The sequence below is a fragment of the Frateuria sp. GZRe14 genome, assembly GCF_051900395.1.
GTDB classification, from domain to species: Bacteria; Pseudomonadota; Gammaproteobacteria; order Xanthomonadales; family Rhodanobacteraceae; genus Frateuria_A; species Frateuria_A edaphi.
In genome coordinates this window covers 1,098,817-1,121,547 of sequence record NZ_JBHZGJ010000001.1, presented here as the reverse complement: position 1 = coordinate 1,121,547, position 22,731 = coordinate 1,098,817, and the positions used below count along the sequence as shown (strand labels likewise).

Below are 22,731 nucleotides of genomic sequence, written 5' to 3'. Positions count from 1 at the left end.
CGCGCGCCCCGTACAATCACCGGCTCACCTTCCATGACGCGCGCGCCGCACGGTGCGCATCGCGAGCCCCCGATGGACAAGAGTTTCGAACCCGGCCAGATCGAATCGAAGTGGTATGCCCATTGGGAAGAGCGCGGGGCGTTCAAACCCGCCGGCCACGGCGAGCCCTACTGCATCCTGCTGCCGCCGCCGAACGTGACCGGCACGCTGCACATGGGCCACGCGTTCCAGCAGACCGTGATGGACATGCTGATCCGCTACCAGCGCATGCGCGGCATGAACACGCTGTGGCAGGTGGGCACCGACCACGCCGGCATCGCCACGCAGAAGATCGTGGAGAACCAGCTCGCCGCCGAGGGCAAGTCACGGCATGACCTGGGCCGCGAGCCCTTCATCGAGCGCGTGTGGCAGTGGAAGGAGGAATCCGGTTCCACCATCACCAACCAGATGCGTCGCCTGGGCGTGGCCGCCGACTGGTCGCGCGAGCGCTTCACCATGGACGAGGGTCTCTCGGCCGCGGTGCGCAAGGTGTTCGTGCAGTGGTACCGCGACGGCCTGATCTACCGCGGCAACCGCCTGGTGAACTGGGACCCGGCGCTGGGCACGGCGGTGTCGGACCTGGAGGTCAACAACGTCGAGCGCGACGGCCACATGTGGTCGATCCGCTACATGACCGCCGATGGCGCCGGCTCCGTGGTGGTCGCCACGACGCGCCCGGAAACCATGCTGGGCGACGTCGCGGTGGCGGTGCACCACGAGGACGAGCGTTACGCGCACCTGATCGGCTCGATGCTGCACCTGCCGCTTTCCGGCCGGCAGATTCCGGTCATCGCCGACGACTACGTCGATCGCGATTTCGGCACCGGCTGCGTGAAAATCACCCCGGCTCACGACTTCAACGACTACGCGATCGGCCAGCGGCACAAGCTGGCGCCGATCAACATCTTCACGCTCGACGCCAGGGTCAACGAGAACGCGCCGGAGAAATATCGCGGTCTGGACCGGTACGAGGCGCGCAAGGCGGTGCTGGCCGACCTGGAAGCCGCGGGCCTGCTGGTCGAGAGCAAACCCCACAAGCTGCAGGTGCCGGTCAGCCAGCGCTCGGACGCGGTGATCGAACCGATGCTGACCGACCAGTGGTTCGTCGATCTCACCTCCGAGGTGCTGGCCGATGGCCGCCCGGGTGGCCGCACGGCGATCACCGAGCCGGCGCTCGAAGCGGTCAGTTCGGGTGACATCCGCTTCGTGCCGGAGAACTGGACCACCACCTACACGCAGTGGCTGGACAACATCCAGGACTGGTGCATCAGCCGCCAGCTCTGGTGGGGCCATCGCATTCCCGCGTGGTACGACGAGGCGGGCAACATCTTCGTCGGTGAGGACGAGGCCGATGCCCGTCGTCACGCCACCGCCCCGCCGGTGGGTGGACTTCGCCAGGACGAGGACGTGCTCGACACCTGGTTCTCCTCCGCGTTGTGGCCCTTCTCCACGCTCGGCTGGCCGATGCAGGGGCCGGTCAGGAACGAGCGCGGCGAGATCGTCGCCAACTGGGAGCAGGACAAGCTGTTCCTGCCCAGCGCGGTGCTGGTCACCGGCTTCGACATCATTTTCTTCTGGGTCGCGCGCATGGTGATGGCGACCCTGTACTTCACGAAGCAAGTGCCCTTCCGCGAGGTCTACATCAACGCCATCGTGCGCGACGCCGAGGGCCAGAAGATGTCCAAGTCCAAGGGCAACACGCTCGACCCGCTGGACCTGATCGACGGCATCGAGCTGGAACCGCTGGTGGAGAAGTCCACGCGCTCGCTGCTGATCCCGCAGGTGCGAGAGAAGGTGGAGAAGCGCATCCGCAAGGATTACCCGCAGGGCATCCCCTCGATCGGCACCGATGCGCTGCGTTTCACGTTCGCGGCGCTGGCCAGCTACAGCCGCACGATCAACTTCGACATCAAGCGCGCCGAAGGCTACAAGGCGTTCTGCAACAAGTTGTGGAACGCGGCACGGTTCGTGTTGATAAACCTGCCCGAGGGGGAGATTCCGGCACCCGCAGGCTGGCCGGCCACCGAGGCGGAGCGCTGGATCCTGACGCGGCTCAAGCAGACGTTGACCGAAGTGGAGGAACACTTCGCCACTTACCGGTTCGACCTGTTGGCGCAGGCGATCTACGAGTTCGTCTGGAACGAGTACTGCGACTGGTTCCTGGAGCTGTCCAAGCCGGCGCTCAACGGCGACGACGCGCAGTCCGCAGCCTCCACTCGCCACACGCTGCTGGTGGTGCTGGAAACCGTGCTGCGCGCGCTGCATCCGGTGATTCCGTTCATCACCGAGGAAATCTGGCAGTCGGTGGCGCCACGGCTGGGCATCGGCGCATCCAGCATCATGGAGCGGCCGTGGCCCGAGGTTCACAAGCTCGCAGGGAATGACACCACCGCCAGCGCAGAGATCGAATGGTTCAAAGCGGTGCTCTCCGGCATCCGCCGCATCCGCTCGGAAATGAACATCGCGCCGGGCAAGACCATTCCGCTGCTGCTGGCCGACGGCGACGCGGCCGACCGCTCGCGCACGGCCAAGTTCGCCGCGCAGATCGCTTTCCTTGCACGCACCGAGGCGCCGCAGTGGATCGAACCGGGTGCCGACGAGCCGGCGTCGGCCGCGGCGGTGGTCGGCAGCCTGCGCGTGCTGATCCCGCTGACGGGGTTGATCGACCTCACCGCCGAAAAGGCGCGCCTGGCCAAGGAGATCGCGCGCATCGAGGGCGAGATCAGGAAGTGCGAGGGCAAGCTGGGCAACGCCAACTTCGTGGCCAACGCACCGGCCGAGGTGGTGACGCAGGAGCGCCAGCGGATCGTGGACTGGGGCACGCAGCTCGAGGCGCTGAGGGAACAGGCGCGCAAGCTGGGCTGAGCCGGATCTGTGGAGTACACCTGTGCGGGATGATCCGGTCGCGCGCAGGGTGCGCTCCTACAGGGACGCCGACTCCCGATCCAGCGCCATCACGATCGCATCCTCGCGCCCGCCCTTGGCCGGGTAATAACGCGGGCGCCGGCCGATTTCCTTGAAGCCGACCGAGGCGTAGAGTTCCTGCGCCACCGGGTTGGACGGGCGTACCTCCAGGAACACCCGCTCGGCGCCGCTCCAGCGCGCCACGTCGAGCAACCGGCCGAGCAGGTGCCGGCCCAGGCCGCGGCCGCGCCAGGCAGGGCCGATGCAAAGGTTGAGCACGTGCGCTTCGCCGGCGGCCACCGAGAGGATTCCGTAGCCGGCCACGTCGCCCTCGCAACACAACACCCAGCACGGATGCCCGGCCTTCAGGCAGTCACTGAAAATGCCGGACGACCAGGGGAAATCGTAGGACGCGCTTTCGAGCGCACTGACCGCGGCCACGTCCTCGCGCCGCATCGCACGGATCTCGATGCGCGGACGTGCCACCGCGACCATCACGCACCTCCCGCCAGCGCACGCCGCAGTTGGCGCAGCGCGGTCCACAGCCTGCGCTTGCCGGCACCGTTGGCGAGCACCTCGTGCGGCTCGTCGGCCAGCACGATCTGCGCCTGGTTCATCACAGCTGCGGGCAGCTCACGCCCCAGCGCGTGCGCCTGCGCCTGGCCGAACACGAGGTAGGCGCGCACTGGCGGCACCGTGGCGGTGGGCCGCCCATCCCTGACCGTGATCCGCCCGGCGCGCGCAAGCCCGGGACCATAGGCGGCCAAGGCGCGGCCAAGCAGGTCCAGCTCACGCGCGACGCAACCGTCCGGCAACAGCACCACGCAGGAAGCTGGTGGCGCCATGGGCTCCGCAAGCGCCTCGTTGGGCTCGGCCGTCTGCGCTTCCGCGGTCGCGCGGCGCACCCAGGGCGTCACGCCGAGCACGCGCAAGACCCTCGTGCGGCGCGAGACGGGTCCGCGGCTGGCCGGCGCCGGGCTCATGGCCTGGCGCGACGGGTCCGCCGGCGATGGGCCGCGCGGCCCCACAGCGTCACCACTGGGCCGGACAGCAGGTACAGCGTGAACACCACGAACAGCACCCGCGGCGGATCGATCAGGAAAGGCACCAGGACCAGCACCGCCACCAGCACCCAAAGGAACGGCACGCGATCACGTTCGCCCATCGGCAGCGACTTGAAGCTGTAGTAGCGGAAGCGGCTGACCATTAGCAGGCCGACGACCACCGCCATGGCCAGGGTGAGGAAGCACAGGCTCGGGCCGGGAACCTGGAACTTCTCCATGGTCCATACGAACGACATGCACACCGCCGCCGCCGCCGGGCTGGCCAATCCCTGGAAGTAGCGCTTGTCGATCACTCCGACCTGGGTGTTGAAGCGCGCCAGGCGCAGTGCGCCACAAGCGGCATAGAGGAACGCCGCGGCCCAGCCGATCTTGCCCCAGACCAGCCCGTAGTCGCGCAGCGAGGACAGCGACCAGTTGTACATCACCAGCGACGGCGCCAGGCCGAAGCTGACCAGGTCCGACAGCGAGTCGTACTGCACGCCGAATTCGCTCTGCGTACCGGTCAGTCGCGCCACGCGCCCGTCCATGCCGTCCAGCACCGCGGCCACGAAAACGGCGATGGCGGCCTCGGTGAAGCGATGGCCGATGCTCGCCACCACGGCGTAGTAGCCGGCGAACATCGCCGCCGTGGTGAACAGGTTCGGCAACAGGTAAATGCCCCGATGGCGGGGCGTTCGGACTGGCGTGTTCTCGCTCATGCAACGATCCGTGACGGAATGCGCGAGAGTGTAAACCATCGCCCGTCAACGGCCCCGCCATGCTTGAGTCCGGCCGTTGGGAGTGTTAACTAGTGCCGGGGCCCCATGCCCCTCGGAGAATCCCATGCGCCGCCTGCCCTTCGCCCTCGTGTTGCTGCTGCTCGCGCCCGCGGTCGCCGCGCAGGTGTACAAGTGGACCGATTCCCACGGCACCGTGCACTACTCCGAGACCCCGCCGCCGCAGGGCACCCGGTACAACCGCATCGACACCAATGGCATGGAACAGCCCGCGGCGCCTGCGCCGTCGGCCGCCGCCGCACCTGCAACTGCCGCCAAGGCTGCGTCCACGGGGACCGGCGGGATGGCCAATACGCCCGAAAATCGCGCCAAGCTGTGCACCTCGCTGAAGACCAACCTGGACCTGCTCAAGGGCAAGGAAGGCGTGGTACTCGAGCAGGATGGTAAGTCGGTGCCGCTGGACGAGACCCAGCGCAGCCAGCAGGTCGCGCTGGCCGAACAGCAGTACCAGCAGTTCTGCAGCCAGTAGGACTCTGCACCGGCGTCTTTGACGCGTAAGCCGGGGATGGCCCACGTATAATCGGCCTCTTTGCCCCCGGATTACCCGCCATGCGCCTCAGCCAATTCCACCTGGCCACCGTCAAGGAAGTACCCGCCGACGCCGAAGTCGCCAGCCATCGGCTGATGCTGCGCGCCGGCATGATCCGCAAACTCGCCTCCGGGCTCTACACCTGGACGCCGCTGGGCCTGCGCGTGCTGCGCAAGGTCGAGAACGTGGTTCGCGAGGAAATGAACCGCGCCGGCGCGATCGAATTGCTGATGCCCGCGGTGCAGCCCAAAGAGTTGTGGGAAGAGACCGGCCGCTGGGAAAAGTTCGGCGGCCAGCTGTTGAAGATCCGGGATCGCAAGGACCAGGAGTTCTGTTTCGGTCCCACGCACGAGGAAGTCATTACCGACTTCGCCCGCAACGAACTGAAGAGCTACAAACAGCTGCCGGTCAATTTCTATCAGATCCAGACCAAGTTCCGCGACGAGATCCGCCCGCGCTTCGGCGTGATGCGCGCGCGCGAATTCCTGATGAAGGATGCCTATTCCTTCCATCTCTCGCCCGAATCACTGGGCGACACCTACGAGGTGATGTACCAGGCCTATTCGCGCGTTTTCGAGCGGCTCGGCCTTTCGTTCCGCGCCGTACAGGCGGACACCGGCGCGATCGGCGGCAACGCCAGCCATGAATTCCAGGTGCTCGCCGATTCCGGTGAGGATGCGATCGCGTTCTCCGACGGCTCCGATTACGCCGCCAATATCGAAAAGGCCGAAGCCCTGGCTCCCGCCGTCGGGCGCCCTGCCGCGCAGGCAGCGCTCGAGCGCGTGGACACGCCCACGCAAAAGACGATCGCCGAGGTCAGCGCCTTCCTGGGCGTCCCGCCCCAGCGTTGCGTCAAGACCTTGCTGGTTCGCGGTCGCGAGGGGTTGGTGGCGCTCTGCCTCCGCGGCGACCACGAGATCAACGAGATCAAGGCCGGCAAACTGGCCGAATTGCCGGATGAGCCGGTGCTCGCCACGGAAGAAGAGATTCTCGCCGCGACCGGCACGCGCCCCGGCTTCATCGGCCCGGTCGGCCTGCCCGATACGATCCCGGTAATCGTCGACCGCAGTGCCGCGGTGCTGGCCGATTTCGTCTGCGGTGGCAATGCCGACGGCACCCATTACACCGGCGCCAACTGGGAACGCGACGCGCGTATCACCCGCGTAGAGGACATCCGCCAGGTAGTCGAGGGCGATCCTTCACCCGACGGTCAGGGCACGCTGCGCCTGGCCCGTGGCATCGAGGTCGGCCACATTTTCCAGTTGGGCCAGAAATACGCCCAGGCACTGGGTGCCACGGTACTGGACGACCAGGGCAAGGCGCAGGTGATGATGATGGGTTGTTACGGTATCGGCGTGAGCCGCATCGTGGCCGCCGCGATCGAGCAATCGCACGACGAGGCCGGCATTATCTGGCCGGAAACCATGGCGCCCTGGCGGGTAGCGGTCTGCATCATCAACCCGAAGAACCTGCCCGACGTGCGCGCGGCTGCCGAAACCCTTTACCGCAAGCTCGAGGAACGCGGTATCGAAACGGTCCTGGACGACCGTGGATTACGCCCCGGCCAGATGTTTGCCGACCTGGAATTGATCGGCATTCCGCACCGCGTCGTGGTAAGCGAGCGGGGCCTGGCTGCCGGTACGCTCGAATACCGTCGACGCTCGGAATCGGAAAACCGCGCCATTACCGAGGACGAATTGTTCACATTGCTGGCGTAAAAGTAAGTGGCGATCCGGCGGCACGGTGAATTACCGTGCCGCCGGGTTTGGCAATGAACCGGGCGGTTTTTATGCGGTGGATCGCATTATTCCGTCCCGCGGGATAATCGGCCGTTTTGCAATCGCCCCCGTCATTGGGCGAGAATGCCTCCGACAGGAAGCACCGCTCTCATGACGAGAGGCAGAAAACACATAATCGAAGACTTATCCGGGAGCCCACGCATGGCAGTCGACATCAAGAACCTCAATCACAACCAGCTCAATGAACTGATCAGCAAGGCGCAGGTGCGCCAGAACGAGCTGCGCAAGGAGAAGGTCGCCAAGCTGCGCGAGAAGATCCATGCCATGGTCAAGGCCGAGGGCTACAACATGGAAGACATCTTCGGCGGCACCCGCAAGGCCCGTCGCAGCACCGGCACGGTGGCGCCGAAGTATCGCAATCCGGCCAATGCGGAACAGACCTGGTCCGGCCGCGGCAAGCGCCCGCGCTGGTTCAACGATGCGCTGAAGGCCGGCAAGAAGGAAAAGGATCTGGCGATCTGATCCGACGGCTGCAATGAAGTAAAAGAACACCGGCCTCGCGCCGGTGTTTTTTTATGCGCTGGATTTGGCCCCGCTCTGCTTCCGGCAAGCCTGGCCTCACCCAATCCTCTCTCTGGAGAAGGGGTAATCGTACGTCAGGCGGCGGTGCCGCCCATGGTCATGCCGTCGATTTTCAACGTCGGCTGGCCCACACCCACCGGCACGCTCTGGCCGTCCTTGCCGCACACGCCGATGCCCTCGTCGAGCTTGAGGTCGTTGCCGATCATGGACACGCGGGTAAGCACTTCCGGGCCGGCGCCGATCAGGGTGGCGCCCTTGACCGGGGCAGTGATCTTGCCGTCCTCGATCAGGTAGGCCTCGCTGGCGGAGAACACGAACTTGCCGCTGGTGATATCGACCTGCCCGCCGCCGAAGTTGACCGCGTAAAGGCCGCGCTTCACCGAGGCGATGATCTCGGCCGGATCGTGCGAACCGGCGCGCATGTAGGTGTTGGTCATGCGCGGCATCGGCAACTGCGCGAACGATTCGCGTCGGCCGTTGCCGGTCGGTTTCATGCCCATCAGGCGCGCGTTCAACTTGTCCTGCATGTAGCCCACCAGGATGCCGTCCTCGATCAGCGTCGTGCATTCGGTCGGCGTGCCCTCGTCGTCCACGCTGAGCGAGCCGCGACGGTTGGGCAGCGTGCCGTCGTCGACCACGGTGACGCCGGGCGCGGCCACGCGCTGGCCGAGGCGGCCGGCGAACGCCGAGCTGCCCTTGCGGTTGAAGTCGCCCTCCAGGCCGTGGCCGATCGCCTCGTGTAGCAGCACGCCGGGCCAGCCGGGGCCGAGCACGACGGTCATCTGCCCGGCCGGGGCATCGACCGAATCGAGGTTGACCAGCGCCTGGCGCACCGCCTCTTCGGCGAAGGCCAGCGCGCGGCCGTTCTCGATCAGCTCGCGATAGCCGTAGCGTCCCCCGCCGCCGCCGCTGCCCTGCTCGCGACGGCCGTTGGCTTCGACGATCACCTGCACGTTCAATCGCACCAGCGGGCGCACGTCCGCCGCCAGGGTACCGTCGGCGCCGGCCACCAGCACGGTGTCCATGGTCGCGGCCAGACTCACGATCACCTGCTTGACGCGCGGATCGCGCGAGCGCGCCCAGGCGTCCACCTCGCGCAGCAGCGCGATCTTGTCGGCATTGGGCAGGCTCTCGACCGGGTCCAGCGCCGGATAGAGCGACCGCGCGCCGTTGAGCGCCAGCGGCTTGCCGGCGCCCTGCCCGCCCTGGGCGATCGCGCGCGCGGCCTTGGAAGCCTCCAGCAACTGCGGCAGCACGATCTCGTCGGAATAGGCGAAACCGGTCTTCTCGCCACTGATGGCGCGTACGCCCACGCCTTGTTCGATCGAATGGCTGCCGTCCTTGACGATGCCTTCCTCAAGCAACCAGGACTCGCTGCGCGAATGCTGGAAGTACAGGTCCGCCGCGTCGATGTCCGGCCCCATCAGCTGCGCGAACACGCGCTCGAGGTCGGTGGTGACCAGGCCGCCGGGGGCCAGCAGCTTGTTCTCTACGTGGGCAATGAGTGAATCCATGGAGCCGGCAACCTTGGGCGAAAGGGACGACTATCCCACATGGGGTCGTACGGGGCCCTTTAAAGCACGTCGCGCGCGGCTGCCGCTACCATGCGCCGACGTCACCCATGGAGAGGCCACATCATGAGCAGGGATACCAGGCACAGGCGCACCCGCGGGCTGCTGGACAGCGCCGTGAAGGCGCCCATCGGCGAGACCCACGATCTCCTGCAACGTCACGGCGCGCTGCGCCCGGGCGTGGGCAAGCTCAGCAGCGTGGTGGCCTTGTCGCTGGGTTTCCTGAGCCTGCTGGCAGTGCTGGCCTTCCACTTCCCGCAGTACCTGACCACGCCGGACCTGCGCCACCGGTACTCGATCGACGTGCTGCGCCAGCTGCTGCTGGTGGCGCTGTTGGTCGCCGGCGGCATGTCGCTGGGCAACCTGGTGCTCGGGCGCCAGCGCAACCTGAACCTGGTCGCCTTTGCCCTGGTGCTCGCTGCAACCGCGCTGGGCGGCTCGCGGGTGCCGGTGGGCAACTTCCCCGACCACACGCCCTACATCGGGCTGGACTGGTTCATTCTGGACCTGCTCGGTTCCACGTTGGTGTTCGTCGTGATCGAGAAGCTGTTTCCGTTGTACAGGGGGCAGACGCTGTTCCGCGCCGAGTGGCAGACGGATCTGAAACATTTTGCGGTCAACCATTTCATCGTCGGGCTGGCGCTGCTGAGCGTGAACTTCCTGCTGCACCATCTGTTCGGCTGGCTGGTCAGCAGTGGTTTCCAGCAGGCCGTGCGGGATGTCCCGTTCCTGCCACAACTGCTGTTGTGCGTGCTGGTGGCGGACCTCGCGCAGTACTGGACGCACCGCGCGTACCACGAAGTGCCATTCCTGTGGCGCTTCCATGCCGTGCACCACAGCGTCAAGACGATGGACTGGCTGGCCGGCTCGCGCCAGCACATGCTGGAATTGATCGTCACGCGCGTGTGCGTGCTGGCACCGCTGTACATCCTGGGCTTCTCCGAGGCGGTGATGAACGGCTACATCCTCATCGTCGGGTTCCAGGCGGTGTTCAACCACGCCAACGTGCACCTGCCGTGGGGCCCGCTGAAGTACCTGCTGGTGACGCCCGACTTCCACCACTGGCACCACGCTTCGGACGAGGAGGCAATCGACCGGAACTATGCGGCGCATTACGCCTTCCTCGACCACCTCTTCGGCACGGCGGTGAAGTCGCCCAAAGTGTTTCCCGAGAAGTACGGCGTGGTGGGCGATTACATGCCGGACGGATTCGTGCGGCAGCAGCTGTTTCCGTTTCGGCGGAAGTAGGCCGAGTCGCGCCGCAAAAGCGACCCTGCCGGCCTTTGGGGCACCCTCCGTGATTCGGCGCATCGCGTCGTGCTTGCCGAACCTTCCCCGCGAACGCGTGGAAGGTGACGGCAGGCGGGGCGGAAGGGGCGCGACCTTGCAACGACTGGTTTCAGCGTCCCGCGCTTGACGCCGGTGCCGGGACCGAAGTGGCGGGCACCGGCTGCGCCTCGTGTTTTTCCACCAGCGTGAACACCGGCTTTTCCCAGCTCCCGGTGACGTGGTAGCGCGCGCTGGCGGCCTTGTTCAGCCCCTTGCCGAGCAGCCCCTGCACGGCGAAACCGGCGGCGGCCCCAACCGGTCCGGCGACCACCGCGCCGACCACCGGCAAGCTGTTGCCCACGTGTGGCAGCACGTAGACCTGCTGGTCGTAGTCGCGCGTGCGCAGGCCGGTGCGGCCATGAATGTCGATGTCCGCGGCGGGCCCGCGGATTTGCAGGTTGTCGGTGGTGGCGTTGCCGTCGGCGAAGCGGAAGTCGCCCTTGATCGAATCGAACGCCAGCCCCTTGCCGAACACGTCGCCGAAATCGAGCGTGAGGCGTCGCGGCAACTCGGCCACTGAAACCAGCCCGAACAGACGTCCCACGCCAGGAGCGAGCTCGGGAATACGGCCGTGGCTGACGTCGATGCCCAGCGTGCCGGTCATGTTCGCCAGCGCGAAGGACGTGGGCGCTCCGGGCCAGCTCGCATCCAGCACCGCATGCGTCTTGCCGCCGTTGAACAGCCCTTCGTACCCGAAGGCGGTCAGCATGCTGCCCAGGTTCTGCGCCGCGAAGTCGATGCGCATCTGCGTGTGGCTGGCCTGCGCCGTGCCGTTCCAGTCGCCGCCGGCATTGAGCTGCACACTCTTGGACAGCGCGCGCAACTGGTCGATGTGCATGCCCTGCGCGGTTGGCCAGGTCTCCAGCCGCGCCTCGCCAAGCCGGGCCGCGCCCAGTCGCAGGTCTCCAATCCACAAGTGGAACGGCGGCAGCGACCCCGGCTCGATGCCCGTAGCGGACGGATCGGCCAACGGTTCGGCCGGGGGTTGCGACGTGACAGCAGGCGTTGGCTGCGCGGCGCCTCGGGCCGGGCTCGGGGGCTTGCCCGCGGGCGGTGGCGCCGCCTGCGGCCAGTACAGTCGTTGCAGGCGTGCGGTGATGCCGCGCTTGCGCAGGTCGGCCGCGGGCACGTCCACATGGCCGGCCAGCGCCGGACTGTCCACGTCGATCGCCAGCCCGTCGGCCCCGGGCATGGCCTTGATATGCATCTGCGGGAAATCGTGTTCGAACACCAGCGCGCGGTCGGCCTGGGCGTCGATGCTCTCCAGACCGGGGCCATCGCTGCTGCTGCCGGCTACCGCATGCTGCACCCAGCCGGACACGTCGAGCGCCGTGGCGTGGCCACGGATGCGCAGGCCCCGGTCCGGCAGGCTCTCGGGCATGGCGGTGCCGAAAGCGATCGCCGCGGCCAGCGGCTGGGTGTCGCCCGCGGGGAGGCGGAAGCGCGCGCGCATCACGTCGCCCAGCGCCACGTCCAGCCGGGCGTTATCCACCGGCAAGCCCACGGTCAGGTGCAACGGCAGCACGGCATCGGCCGGCTTGGACAGAGGCACCGGAAGCTTCAGCGTGGTGCCGGCGAGCGTGCTGTCGGCGCTGAGCGTCTGCACCGACTCACCGCCACCGCCGTGGGCGATGTCGAAGCCGATCGTGTAGTCGCTGCGCCCTTGGGCGGCCTTGCCCAGCCATTCAAGTTGCGGATAGCCCTGCACCAGTTCGGCGATGGCATAGCGCCCCTGGAGCCGCGCCGAGAGCACCGTGTCCGGCTGGCCGGTCGCATCGGCGATCGCCAGGTCCAGCGACGAGGGCTGGCCGCGGAAACCGCCGGCGAGCGGACCGGCGTGCACGCCGTGGGCGTCGAAGCTCACCGGCCCATTCAGCTTGTCCAGTTTGAGCTTCCACTCGGGCGCGTCCACGTCCATGCCGGTGAGCCGGGCGCTGCCATCCAGTCGCAGCGCCCGGGTGTCCTTCACCGGCAGTGACAGGTGGAAGCCGAACGCACCGCTGCCGCCCAGGCGCAACTTGGCCAGCGTGTCGGCCTGGTCGCGCGCGATCGGGCTTTGCCGAAGGAACTTGATCAGGTCCGCGCCGCTGCCATTTCCCTGTGCGTTGAGATCGACCGTGGTGTCGGAGAACTCGGGGATCAGCGCCACCGCGCGATCGATCTTGATGCCGAGCGACTCGCCACCCTGGGCCTCGGCCAACATGCCGTTGCCGACGAAGCTCGCGTCCACGGATAGTCCCGTGGCCAGCGGCCAGCCCTCGCCGTAGTCGAAGGTGAGGCCGCTGATGCGCGCATGCGCCTCGAAGCGGCCTTCGTTGTGGCGGAACGGCCAGTCGGCCAGACTGCCGCGCACGATGAGGTCGCCCGCGTCCACCGTACCCGCGACCAGGGCGCGGTCCAGGTATTCGATGGCGGTCGGCGACATGGAATCGACCGGCCAGAACAACTTGGCGGCCACTACCTGTGCCTGGTCGATGTGCGCATAGAGATCGAGGAAGGGCCGGCGCCCATCGTCGGGCAGCGCCATCGTGCCGCGCGCGCTGCCGGCGAAGCCCTCGCCCTGGAACGCCAGCGGGTCGATGCCGACCTGCCACGCCCCGTCGGCATGCCAGGCCGCTACGGTGGTGGCCAGCTGCGTCAGCGCGAACGGCATGCGGAAGCCTGGGGTTGCGTCCACCACGGTGGCCTGCGCCGGGAGTTCCAGCGCAAAGCCCTGCGCATCCCCGCGCAGCGTGCCGTCGAGGCGGCTGATGCCGGGCAACTTGCCGATCGCGTCGATGCCGGCATTCGAGAACGACACCTGCAGATCCCGCACGCCGCCTGCACGCGACCATTGCAGCGCGGCCCGCTTCAGCAGGCCATGCGGATGTCCGCTACCGAGCCAGGCCCCCAGCGACGGCGCCAGGCCGGGCTTGAGCGCCAGCCATGGCAGCAGCGGCGCGAGGTCGAGATCACGCGCCGCCAGGCTCACGCTCGGCGTGCTCTCCGGCCGGTGCAGCGCCAGCGCCAGCGCCCCGCCGTTGTCGGCGGCATAGCGAACCTCGTAACCGTCCGCGCTCTGGCTGATGCCAGCCATCCCGCGCAGGACGGGCACCCGCGCGGTTCCCGCGGGCCCCTCGACGGCAAGGCCGGCAAGGTCCAGGCGCAAGGTGGCGCGCACGACCTTGCGATCCTTCCAGTCCAGCCAGGCGGCCAGGCTGCCGGTACCGGCTTTGGCCACATAGCCGTCCATCGCCACGTCGCCGAGCAGCGTGCGCAGGTCGAACCGATCGCCGGCCAGCCATAGGCGGCCCTCGCTGCCGTCCTCGCGAAAGCTGCCGGCACCACGCCACTGGCCGCTCGCACCCTCGCGCTGCAGCACCACGCCAAAGCGAACGCGGCTGCCTTGCCGGCTCAGCCGCAACTGGTCGGCAAGCACGGCGTAACGACGCCCGCTGGCCTCGTCGGTGACGATCAGGCGCAGGTCGCGCAGCCAGATGCCCAGCGAGACCGGGCCCATCGAAAAGTCCTGCCGCGCACCGCCATCGGGTCCGCCGATGCCGTTGACGTGCCAGCGGCCCTGCGCGCCGTGGCTCAGGTCCAGCTCCAATCCGCGCGCGCGCAGATCGAGCATGTGCCGCGAAGGCAACAGCCAGCTGCCGAAGTCGATCTTGAGTTCCGACTCGGGCAGATGCAGCGGGCTGCCGCCGCCGGGGCCGGGGCCGACGGTGACGTCGCGCATCACGAACAGCGGTCCGGAACCGCGCCAATGGCCCTCCATCGAAGCGAAGCTCACTGGTCGATGCAGGCGCTCGGAGAGCTGGGCGGCGACCCATTGCGGATGGCGCGCCAGCAGCGGCAGCAGCAATTGCGCCAGCGCGACCAGCACGGCCAGCGTGATCACCGCGATGCCGGCGCCCCAGCCGAGGCCGCGCAGTGCCAGGTGCAGGCGCTGTCGCCAGCGCGCGTTCACCTCGTTCCGTCCCGGCGGGCGTTGCGGGCAATCCTTCGCTTACAGCAAGACCACATCGAACTGTTCCTGCGAGTAATGCTCTTCCGGCTGGAAGCGTATGCTCTTGGAGATGAACTCCTCCAGTTCGGCCACCGCCGCCGATTCCTCTTCGAGGATGCGCGAGACGACCTTGGGGCTGGCCATCACCAGCAGCTTCTCGGCGTTGAACTGGCGCACTGCGCGGGTGATCTCGCGGAAGATCTCGTAGGTGACCGTCTCGGCGGTCTTGATGGTGCCGCGCCCGCCGCAGGCCGGGCACGGCTCGCACAGCTGGCGCTCCAGGCTTTCGGTGGTGCGCTTGCGGGTCATCTCGACCAGGCCCAGCGCCGACATCGGATAGACCGTGGTCTTGGCGTGATCGCGCGCCAGGCCCTTCTCCAGCATGCGGATCACCTGGCGCTTGTGCTCCTCATCGTTCATGTCGATGAAGTCGATGATGATGATGCCCCCGAGGTTGCGCAGGCGCAATTGGCGCGCGGCCGCCTGGGCGGCCTCCAGGTTGGTGCGGTAGACCGTCTCCTCCAGGTTGCGCGTGCCGAGGTAGCCGCCGGTGTTGACGTCGATCGTGGTCATCGCCTCGGTCTGGTCGACGATGAGGTAGCCGCCGGATTTGAGCGGCACTTCCTTTTTCATCGCGCGCTGGATCTCGTCCTCCACGCCATAGAGGTCGAAGATCGGCCGCTCGCCGGCATAGTGTTCGATGCGGTCGTCCAGGCTGGGCATGAACTTGTGCACGAACTTGACCACTTTCTCGTGCGTCTCGCGCGAGTCGACGCGGACCTTCTCGATGTCGTCGGTGAGCATGTCGCGCAGGCTGCGCAACGGCAACGAGAGTTCCTCGTAGACGCGCTCGCCGACCTTGGCCTTGGCGATGTTCTCCTGCACCACGCGCCAGACCTTGCTGAGGTAGGTCACGTCGAAGGCCAGCGACTCGGCCGACTGCCCTTCGGCGTTGGTCCGCACGATGTAACCGAGCGGATTTTCGCCGATGAGCCCGCCGAGCACGTCCTTCAGGCGCGCACGCTCGGTCTCGTCCTCGATACGCGCTGAGATGCCCAGGGTGCGTGCATGTGGCAGCAGCACGAGGTAGCGCGAAGGAATCGACAAGTGGCTGGACAAGCGCGCACCCTTGGTGCCGATCGGGTCCTTGACCACCTGCACGACGATCTCCTGGCCCTCGTGCACCAGCTCGCTGATCGAGGGCGTGTGGCCATTGCCATGCACCTCGGCACCCTCGGGCAGCGGCGGGCGCACGATATCCGAGGCGTGCAGGAACGCCGCGCGCTCCAGCCCGATTTCCACGAACACCGCCTGCATGCCGGGCATCACCCGCTGCACGCGGCCCTTGTACACGTTGCCCACATAGCCACGCCGGGAGGCGCGCTCGACGTGCACCTCCTGCAGCATGCCGTTCTCGACGACGCCCACCCGGGTTTCACGGGGCGTCACGTTGATCAGAATCTCTTCGCTCACACCCACCCCCGTTGATCTGTGTCTTTATAGCGGGTGGGCGATGAAACTGTCGATGCGCCTGCCCATGGGACGGAGGGACAGCCTCCAACCCCGCCATCCTTCCGGCGGGCGCAACGGCCGCCCACTGGGTAGACTCCGCCCACATGAAACTCCTGCTGGTGGAAGATTCCGAACGCCTGCGCGGCACCCTGCAGCACGGCCTGCGGGGCGCCGGCTTCACGGTCGACGCGGCGGCAGACGGTATCGAGGCCAAGGGCTTCCTGGCCGGCTACGACTACGACCTGGTCGTGCTGGACCTGATGCTGCCGAGGCTGGACGGCCTGGGTGTGCTGCGCACCCTGCCCGCCGGCGGACGGCGCCCGCGCGTGCTTGTACTGTCCGCGCGTGACCAGGTGGGGGATCGCATCGAGGCGCTCAATGCCGGTGCCGACGATTACCTGGTCAAGCCCTTCGCCTTCGACGAACTGGTCGCCCGCCTGCACGCGCTGGCACGCCGGCCACTGCAGGCACAACCGGTGGTCCTGACGCTGGGCGCGCTGGCGTGGGACCCGCTGGCCCAGCGCGCCAGCGTGGATGGCCAGCCCCTGCCGCTCACGCCGCGCGAATTCGCCGTGCTGGGCTTGCTGCTGCGCCACCGCGGGCGCGCCTTCACGCGCCAGGAAATCCTCGAACGCACCGCCGGCAGCGATACCGACGTCTCCGATCGCAGTGTCGAAGTGCTGGTGTTCGGCCTGCGCCGCAAGCTCGATGCCGCCGGGCTGGCCGGCCTGATCGAAACCCGCCGCGGCGCTGGTTACCTGATCCCGTGAAACCGCCCTCGCTCGCGGCACGCATCACCCTGCTGCTGGTGGGTACCAGCCTGGCCCTGCTCGGCGGCGGTGCGCTGCTGATGGACTGGCGCATCGACCACGCGATGGAAACCCGCTACCGCGAGAATCTCCTGACCCAGGCGCAGGCGCTTACCACGGTGGTGGAGATCGAGCAGGAGGCCGGCGAACCGCAGGGGCCCGCGGGGCTGCTCGGGGGCAGCGACGGCGAATGGTACGAGTTGCGCTGCGAGGGCATGCCTTCCCAACACAGCACGCCACCGCCACCGGCGATGCCTCGCGACTGGCCTGCGGCCGCCGGGGCCACGCCGCGCTTCGTCAACCTTCACCACGGGTCCGGACGGCTGGGTGCGGTGATGTTCGCCTTCCAGGAGCCCTCCTCCACCCGACCACCCACGCACCGCTGTGCGTTGCTTTTCGTGCAGGACCGCCGCGCGTTCGATCGCCTGCTGACCACGCTGGACTGGATTCTCGCCCTGGGTCCCGCGCTGGCGCTGCTGGTCGCGCTGGCGGCCGTGCCGCTGATCGTGCGGCGGGGCCTCAAGCCGGTGCGCGCGCTGGTCGAGCGCATGCGCGACATCGGCCCGCATGCCCCCGGACAACGACTGCCCGCCAGCGGCATGCGCGAGCTCGACCCGCTGGTGACGCGCTTCAACGACGTGCTGGTGCGGATGGACGAGGGCCTCGCCCGCGAGCGCCAGTTCGCCAGCGGCCTGGCCCACGAAACGCGCACGCGGCTGGCCGAACTGCGCGCGCTGGCCGAGGTGGAGGCGCGCTATCCGAGCGGGCGAGATCTGGGGCAGATTCTTGGCGAGATCGGCCAGATCGGCGCGGAGCTGGAAGCGACCGTCGCCGCGCTGTTGTTGCTCACCCGCCTGCAGTCGGGCCTGGAGCACCCGCAACGCCAGCCGCTGGAACTGGCGCCCTGGCTCGAGCGTCAGTTCCAGCGCCAGCGCGCGCATGTGGCTGGACGGGGCGTTGCGCTGTCCGTGTCAGGCAGGCCGCCGGCCAGCCTGTACACCGATCCGGCGTTGCTGGAGGTCGTGCTGGGAAACCTGCTCGGCAACGCCCGCGCCTATGCGCCCGCCGGCGATACGGTGCGGATCGACCTGGATGCCGAGAGCCTGCGCATAAGCAACGCCGCACCCGAACTGGAACCGGCCGACCTCGCGCGCTTCGGCCAACGCTTCTGGCGCAAGCAGCCGCCACACGCCGGGCATGCGGGCCTGGGGCTGGCACTCGCGCACGCCGCGGCCGAAGCGCTCGGCATGGAGCTGTGCTTCGAACTCCGCGACGGCCGGGTCCATGCACGGCTGGCATGGGCGTTGAACTGAGCACCGAAGGGTGCGGCCCACCGGGCTTTCCACTGGGCGGCGGTGGGCTCTAGCCCACCTACGGATGTTCTCGTAGCTGGTCGACCACTCCCGGCGGTTCTCCTACCTCCGCGCGCATCCGCGGCAGGCTGTCCGGATAGTGCTGCTGGACGAACGCGATCATCCCCTCGCGCACATGGCAGCGCAGATCGAAATTGCTGCCCGAGTCGGCCGAACTGGCGAGGATGCGTATCTGCAGCGTGCGATCGGTAGTGTCGGTCACTTGCAGCACGCAGACGCGCCCATCCCACTGCGTCGCTTCCTTGCACAAGCGCCTGACCTCCTCGCGCAGCGGTTCCAGCGGCACGCGGTAGTCCAGCCACAGGTAAACGGTGCCGATCAGCTGCGAACTGGTGCGCGTCCAGTTCTGAAAAGGGTTCTCGATGAACCAGTTCAGCGGCACCACCAGCCGCCGCTCGTCCCAGATGCGCACCACCACGTAGGTGCCGGTGATCTCCTCGATGCGGCCCCACTCGCCTTCGATGATCACCACGTCGTCCAGCCGGATCGGCTGGGTGATGGCGATCTGCAGGCCGGCGATCAGGTTGCTCAGCACCGGCTTGGCGGCCAGGCCCACGGCCAGCCCCGCCAAGCCAGCCGAGGCGAGCAGGCTGGCGCCGATCTGGCGCACGCCGGGGATCATCATCAGGCAGGCGGCCAGGCCGATGAGGATCAGCAACACCGAGCCCGTGCGTCCCAGTACGCGCGCCTGGGTAAGCACCCGCCGCGCGCGCAGGTTGTTCTCGGTGTTGACCGGAAAGCGCCGGCAGAAGAAGAACTCGACCGCGTTGATGCAGCGCACGCCCAGCCAGGTGGCCACCGCGATCAGGGCGATCACCAGGATCTGTTCGGCGGTTCCGGCCACGCGCAACTGATCCGCTTCCGGTCGCGTATGCAACGCCACCACGAGCACCAGCAAAGGAACCAGCCAACCCATCGGCGAACGCGCCTGCCTGAGCATTTCGCGCGCCATCGGATGGCCCTCGCTGAAGCGCCACAGCAACGCACGCACCAGCCGGTGGACGACGATCGCAACCAGCAAGGCCACGACTACCGTCACGCCCAGGCGGACCCAGGGCTGGTGGTTCCATATCTCCAGCAGGTTTTCCGTCATCCCCCAACCCTGCCCGTCCGCGCGTCCACGCCGCGTGGGCAGGCCATAGGCGGAACGTTCAGACGGCCAGCCTGACACCGTAGGTGTGGACATTACCCTCCCGCTCTTCGCTCACCGGCAGCATGAGCCGAAGTCCACCTGCGGAGTTCGGCGTGCCGTAGAGTAGGACGATGACTGCGACTCCCATCCTCCTCGCATGGAGCGGCGGCAAGGACTGCCTGATGGCCCTTGAGCGGCTGCGCGCCGATCCGCAGTGGCAGGTCGCCGCGCTGTTGACGACCGTCAATCGCACCTACGGGCGCATCGCCATGCACGGCGTGCGCCGCGACATCCTGCTCGCGCAGGCCGATGCGCTGGGCCTGCCGCTGCTGGAAGTGGAGATGGACTGGCCCGGCAGCAACGAGGCCTACGAAGCGGCGCACGAACACGCGCTCGCCGAGGCGCGCATGCGCTGGCCAGGCATTCGCCACTGCGCCTTCGGTGACCTGTTCCTGCAGGACGTGCGCGACTACCGCGTGCGCCAGCTCGGGCGCGCCGAGTGGCGAGCGGTGTTTCCGATCTGGGGCGAGGATACCGAGGCGCTGTCGCGCCGCTTCGTGGGCCAAGGGCATCGCGCGCTGCTTTGCTGCGTGGATACGCACCAGCTGGCGGCGGAGTACTGCGGCCGCCCCTACGACGGCGCCCTGCTCGACAGCCTGCCCGCTGGCGTAGATTCCTGCGGCGAGCGCGGCGAATTCCACACGCTGAGCTACGGCGGCCCGCTCTTCACGCGCGACCTGCGCCTGCGCCGCGGCGAGTCGGTGTTGCGTGACGAGCGTTTCCAGTTCACCGATTTCATGCTCGATGAAGCTACCGGCTGAGCAGCACGTACTGCCCGACCTGCTGCGTCCGGGCCTTGCGCTGGTGTTCTGCGGCACCGCGGCCGGCGAGCGCTCGGCGCGCGAGGGCGCGTACTACGCGCACCCAGGCAATCTGTTCTGGCGCGCGCTGTTCGAGGCCAGCATCACGCCGCGTCGCCTCCGACCGACCGAGTACCCGCAATTGCTGGACCTGGGCATCGGCCTCACCGACCTTGCCAAGCGTCACAGCGGCAACGATGCCGATCTGCCGCGCGATGCGTTCGACGTCCCCGCGCTGCTCGCCAAGATCGAACGCTTCCAACCGCGGCTGCTCGCCTTTACCAGCAAGACCGCCGCGCGCGCGGCGCTTGGCCGGCCGATCGGGGATTGTGGATTGCAACCCGAGCGGATCGGACAAACCCGCGTGGTCACCCTGCCCTCGCCTTCGGGCCAGGCGCGCGGGCACTGGGACCTCGAGCCCTGGCGCGCACTGGCAAGACTGGCCGCCGGATAGCGTGCGGCCCGCGCGGCGGCCGCCCCGCGACAGCCCCGCCGGCTTGTTATTCGACAGGCGTGTGTCGATACGCGGCGACGTCACGCTCCATCACCGGAGCGGCATTGTTGTCCCAGGCGTGGCGGATGTAGCTGACTACCGAGGCCACGTCACCATCGCTCAGTTGCTGGGCGAACGGGGGCATCGAGTAGGGACGCGGGTGGGCGGCGGTGGTGGGTGAGAAACCACCGAGCAGCACGATGCGGATGGCATTGATGCCGGTCGGTTCGGTCACCGAGGTGTTGCCGGCCAGCGGCGGGTACACGCCCGCCACGCCCCGGCCGTCCTTGCCATGGCAACTGGCGCACTGTCGGCCATACACACCGGCGCCGCGGTCGAGCAGCGCGGTGGCGTCGACCTGGCTGCCCTTGTTGGCGGGCGCGGGACGCGGCGGCAGCGACTGCAGGTAAACCGCGATGGCGCGCAGGTCCTCTTCATGCATGTGCTGCGTGCTCTGCATGACCACGTCGGCCATCGGACCGAAGGCTGCTCCCTTGCGGGACTGCCCGGTCCTGAGCAAGGTCACGATGTCGTCCGTACCCCAGCCTTCCAGACCACCGTGGGCGTGGGTACTCAGATCCGGGGCGTACCAGTTCTGCGCGGGAATCTGTCCGCCGGTGAGCGTCTCGTTGCTGGGCAGGCCGCCGAGGTTGTCGCGCGCGACGTGGCACTCGTTGCAGTGGCCCAGGCCCTGCACCAGGTAGGCGCCGCGATTCCATTCGGCCGACTGCTTCGGATCAGGCACGAATTCGCCGGGGCGGAAATAGAGCGTGCGCCAGGTGGTCAGGCCCGCCCGCAGGTCGTAGGGAAAACGCAGCGATGGCGCGGCCGTATGGTTGCGTACCGGCGGCAGGGTCCTGAGGTAGGCGAACAGGGCGAACGCGTCCTCGCGGCTCACCCGCGTGTAGGAGGTGTAAGGGAAGGCCGGATAAAGCGCGTGGCCGTCCCTCCCGATGCCTTCGTGCAGCGCGCGCCAGAACGCGTCGAACGACCACTGCCCCAGTCCCGTGGCATCGTCGGGCGTGAGGTTGGGTGCGGGAACGTCGCCGAACGGGGTGGGCAGCGCGCGCCCGCCGGCGTATGGCTTGCCGCCTTGGGCGGTGTGGCAAGCCGCGCAGTCGCCGACCGTCGCGAGGTACGCGCCGCGGGCGATCAACGCAGGTTCCTGCAACCTGGCCGCAGTGGTCTGCGAGGGCGGCAAGGCGGCGTGGTGGCGCGCGGACAACCACCAGGCCAGGACGGCTACGGCCAGCACCAGCAAGGCGAAAAACGCACGCAACAGCCACTTCATCGCTTCGCATCCTTCGTGCCCAGGACACCGCAGGCCAATGGAGGCTTCACTGATCCGGCCGGCTGGGCATGGGTGTCGGCGGGCACCTCATGGCTGGCCAGCCAGGCCGATACCGCGGTGATGTCCGCCTCGCTCAGGCGGCTGGCGATGGCCGCCATGCAATCGGGGGCCACCATCGCGCGAGTGTGGGTGCGCCACGCGCCCAATTGGGCGCTGATGTAGTCGTAGGGGAGGCCGATCAGCCCGGGAATATCCGGTTCCACGCCGGTCAGGCGCTCGCCGTGGCAGGCAGCACAGGCCGGCACCTTGCGCGCCGGATCGCCCTGGGTCGCCAACACCTGGCCGCGCTCGAGGATCGCATCGGTGACGCGCGGCAGCGGCGAGGGCTGGTAGGGCACCTGTTGCGCGGCGAAGTAGACGGCGATCTCGTGCATGTATTCGGGCGTCAGTCCGCGCACCGTGTATTCCATCGGCGCGTACTTGCGCAGGCCATCCTGGAAATTGCGGATCTGCCGCGCCAGGTAGCCAGCCGGCTTGCCGGCCAGGCGCGGGAAGAAGCCGCTCTCGGGCGTACCCTCGCCGTGCTCGCCATGACAGGCGGTGCAGGCGGCGATGCGCTGCTTGAGGGTATCGGGCACGGTCGGGGCATCGGCGGCCCGGGCGACGGTGGCGAACAGCGCGACAACCAGGATGGCCGGCGCCAGGCACACGGAGGAAAGCAGGCTCATGCGTCGGAT

18 protein-coding genes are annotated in these 22,731 nt (G+C 68.0%); 9 read left to right on the top strand and 9 right to left on the bottom strand.

All coding sequences use genetic code 11. The features are described 5' to 3' along the window. The first annotated feature begins 72 nt into the window (after positions 1 to 72). Positions 73 to 2,904: a valine--tRNA ligase gene (locus ACFWZ1_RS05110; RefSeq protein WP_439665642.1), complete on the top strand. Its 2,832-nt coding sequence runs from the start codon at positions 73 to 75 to the stop codon at positions 2,902 to 2,904. A 57-nt stretch (positions 2,905 to 2,961) separates the two neighbouring features. Here ACFWZ1_RS05110 and rimI read toward each other — a convergent pair whose 3' ends face one another. Genes rimI through pssA form a run of 3 tightly spaced genes read right to left on the bottom strand, consistent with a single transcriptional unit; the run spans position 2,962 to position 4,705 of the window. Further along, positions 2,962 to 3,438 (bottom strand): ribosomal protein S18-alanine N-acetyltransferase, encoded by a 477-nt coding sequence (gene rimI / locus ACFWZ1_RS05105; protein WP_439665641.1) that lies wholly within the window; start codon positions 3,436 to 3,438, stop codon positions 2,962 to 2,964. After that, entirely contained in the window at positions 3,438 to 3,926 is a 489-nt protein-coding gene (locus tag ACFWZ1_RS05100; protein WP_439665640.1) for a hypothetical protein, read from the bottom strand. Before ACFWZ1_RS05100 ends, rimI begins: the two co-directional genes overlap by 1 nt. Next, positions 3,923 to 4,705 carry a CDP-diacylglycerol--serine O-phosphatidyltransferase gene (gene pssA / locus ACFWZ1_RS05095; protein ID WP_231324213.1) on the bottom strand — a complete coding sequence of 261 codons (783 nt, stop codon included), beginning with the start codon at positions 4,703 to 4,705 and terminating at the stop codon, positions 3,923 to 3,925. The genes ACFWZ1_RS05100 and pssA overlap by 4 nt, the downstream gene beginning before the upstream one ends. 124 nt (positions 4,706 to 4,829) lie before the next feature. On the opposite strand from pssA, the gene ACFWZ1_RS05090 reads away from it, so the two are divergent. The 3 genes from ACFWZ1_RS05090 (at position 4,830) to ACFWZ1_RS05080 (ending at position 7,573) form a co-directional block, all read left to right on the top strand. Next, entirely contained in the window at positions 4,830 to 5,252 is a 423-nt protein-coding gene (locus ACFWZ1_RS05090; protein WP_439665639.1) for a DUF4124 domain-containing protein, read from the top strand. A gap of 80 nt (positions 5,253 to 5,332) precedes the next feature. Next, on the top strand, positions 5,333 to 7,030 hold the full coding sequence (locus tag ACFWZ1_RS05085; RefSeq protein ID WP_231324209.1) for a proline--tRNA ligase: 1,698 nt from the start codon (positions 5,333 to 5,335) through the stop codon (positions 7,028 to 7,030). Positions 7,031 to 7,252: 222 nt separating this feature from the next. Further along, a complete protein-coding gene (locus ACFWZ1_RS05080) occupies positions 7,253 to 7,573 on the top strand; it encodes an H-NS histone family protein (RefSeq protein ID WP_231324207.1) in 321 nt (106 codons plus the stop codon). 134 nt (positions 7,574 to 7,707) lie between these two features. On the opposite strand, the gene tldD is transcribed toward ACFWZ1_RS05080, so the two are convergent. Continuing rightward, entirely contained in the window at positions 7,708 to 9,147 is a 1,440-nt protein-coding gene (tldD, locus tag ACFWZ1_RS05075; protein ID WP_439665638.1) for a metalloprotease TldD, read from the bottom strand. Positions 9,148 to 9,270: 123 nt separating this feature from the next. On the opposite strand from tldD, the gene ACFWZ1_RS05070 reads away from it, so the two are divergent. After that, positions 9,271 to 10,452 (top strand): sterol desaturase family protein, encoded by a 1,182-nt coding sequence (locus ACFWZ1_RS05070; RefSeq protein ID WP_439665637.1) that lies wholly within the window; start codon positions 9,271 to 9,273, stop codon positions 10,450 to 10,452. A gap of 151 nt (positions 10,453 to 10,603) precedes the next feature. On the opposite strand, the gene ACFWZ1_RS05065 is transcribed toward ACFWZ1_RS05070, so the two are convergent. Then, on the bottom strand, positions 10,604 to 14,485 hold the full coding sequence (locus ACFWZ1_RS05065; protein ID WP_439665636.1) for a YhdP family protein: 3,882 nt from the start codon (positions 14,483 to 14,485) through the stop codon (positions 10,604 to 10,606). Between the two features lie 39 nt (positions 14,486 to 14,524). Next, positions 14,525 to 15,997: a ribonuclease G gene (rng, locus tag ACFWZ1_RS05060; protein ID WP_231324199.1), complete on the bottom strand. Its 1,473-nt coding sequence runs from the start codon at positions 15,995 to 15,997 to the stop codon at positions 14,525 to 14,527. A 143-nt stretch (positions 15,998 to 16,140) separates the two neighbouring features. Here rng and ACFWZ1_RS05055 point away from each other — a divergent pair, with 143 nt between their 5' ends. Both ACFWZ1_RS05055 and ACFWZ1_RS05050 read left to right on the top strand, forming a co-directional pair. Next, the gene (locus tag ACFWZ1_RS05055) at positions 16,141 to 16,806 is read left to right on the top strand and encodes a response regulator transcription factor (RefSeq protein WP_231324197.1); all 666 of its coding nucleotides are present in this window, start codon (positions 16,141 to 16,143) and stop codon (positions 16,804 to 16,806) included. Then, positions 16,803 to 18,158 carry a sensor histidine kinase gene (locus ACFWZ1_RS05050; RefSeq protein WP_439665635.1) on the top strand — a complete coding sequence of 452 codons (1,356 nt, stop codon included), beginning with the start codon at positions 16,803 to 16,805 and terminating at the stop codon, positions 18,156 to 18,158. Before ACFWZ1_RS05055 ends, ACFWZ1_RS05050 begins: the two co-directional genes overlap by 4 nt. Positions 18,159 to 18,216: 58 nt before the next feature. Here the strand turns inward: ACFWZ1_RS05050 and ACFWZ1_RS05045 are convergent, their stop codons facing one another. After that, positions 18,217 to 19,311, bottom strand: a complete 1,095-nt coding sequence (locus tag ACFWZ1_RS05045; protein ID WP_439665634.1) for a mechanosensitive ion channel family protein — start codon at positions 19,309 to 19,311, stop codon at positions 18,217 to 18,219. A 170-nt stretch (positions 19,312 to 19,481) separates the two neighbouring features. Here ACFWZ1_RS05045 and ACFWZ1_RS05040 point away from each other — a divergent pair, with 170 nt between their 5' ends. Continuing rightward, entirely contained in the window at positions 19,482 to 20,171 is a 690-nt protein-coding gene (locus ACFWZ1_RS05040; RefSeq protein ID WP_439665633.1) for an ATP-binding protein, read from the top strand. Continuing rightward, positions 20,155 to 20,664, top strand: a complete 510-nt coding sequence (locus ACFWZ1_RS05035; RefSeq protein ID WP_439665632.1) for a mismatch-specific DNA-glycosylase — start codon at positions 20,155 to 20,157, stop codon at positions 20,662 to 20,664. The genes ACFWZ1_RS05040 and ACFWZ1_RS05035 overlap by 17 nt, the downstream gene beginning before the upstream one ends. 46 nt (positions 20,665 to 20,710) lie before the next feature. Here ACFWZ1_RS05035 and ACFWZ1_RS05030 read toward each other — a convergent pair whose 3' ends face one another. Continuing rightward, the gene (locus tag ACFWZ1_RS05030) at positions 20,711 to 21,994 is read right to left on the bottom strand and encodes a c-type cytochrome (protein WP_439665631.1); all 1,284 of its coding nucleotides are present in this window, start codon (positions 21,992 to 21,994) and stop codon (positions 20,711 to 20,713) included. Continuing rightward, on the bottom strand, positions 21,991 to 22,722 hold the full coding sequence (locus ACFWZ1_RS05025; protein WP_439665630.1) for a c-type cytochrome: 732 nt from the start codon (positions 22,720 to 22,722) through the stop codon (positions 21,991 to 21,993). Before ACFWZ1_RS05025 ends, ACFWZ1_RS05030 begins: the two co-directional genes overlap by 4 nt. Positions 22,723 to 22,731: the final 9 nt, after the last annotated feature.